Origin of the sequence: Bacillus sp. AF62 (assembly GCF_050312695.1) — a bacterium.
GTDB lineage: Bacteria > Bacillota > Bacilli > Bacillales > Bacillaceae_G > Bacillus_A > Bacillus_A cereus.
Genome location: NZ_JBNPJZ010000264.1, coordinates 1 through 369, shown reverse-complemented (window position 1 = coordinate 369; position 369 = coordinate 1). Strand labels below are relative to the sequence as shown.

Genomic DNA, 369 nt, shown 5'->3' with positions numbered 1-369 from the left:
AATTCTTTCGTTTTATCATTAGTCACATAGCCTGATATAGAGATAGTTTGAAAGTCTTTTGGTCCAAATTCATGATCTGTAATTGATACATCTAAGCCCTCTGTTTTTTTGAAATATTGAATGGTTTCTTCTGTTGCTTTATTAATGATTTCTTCATCGGTATTATTTTCATTATTACAGTCTCCTAAGGTAGTAATAATGAAAATGAAAACTAAATATAAAAACAATCTTTTATGCAACATAATTCTCCTCCAATCATTGGTTCCTAAATTAGGGATATATCAAATGTTGCAGAAGAGAAACTTTAAAATGTTTTAATAGGTTCAAATCAATCTAGGTTTTTAAGAATTATTTGAGGGGCTCCTTTTG

At 28.5% G+C, this 369-nt stretch carries 1 protein-coding gene; it reads right to left on the bottom strand.

The window, feature by feature from the left end:
* The coding region (locus ACQRBL_RS32655; protein WP_427736468.1) for a DUF1433 domain-containing protein at nucleotides 1-242 on the bottom strand (242 nt) is incomplete at its 3' end.
* Between the last annotated feature and the right edge of the window lie 127 nt (nucleotides 243-369).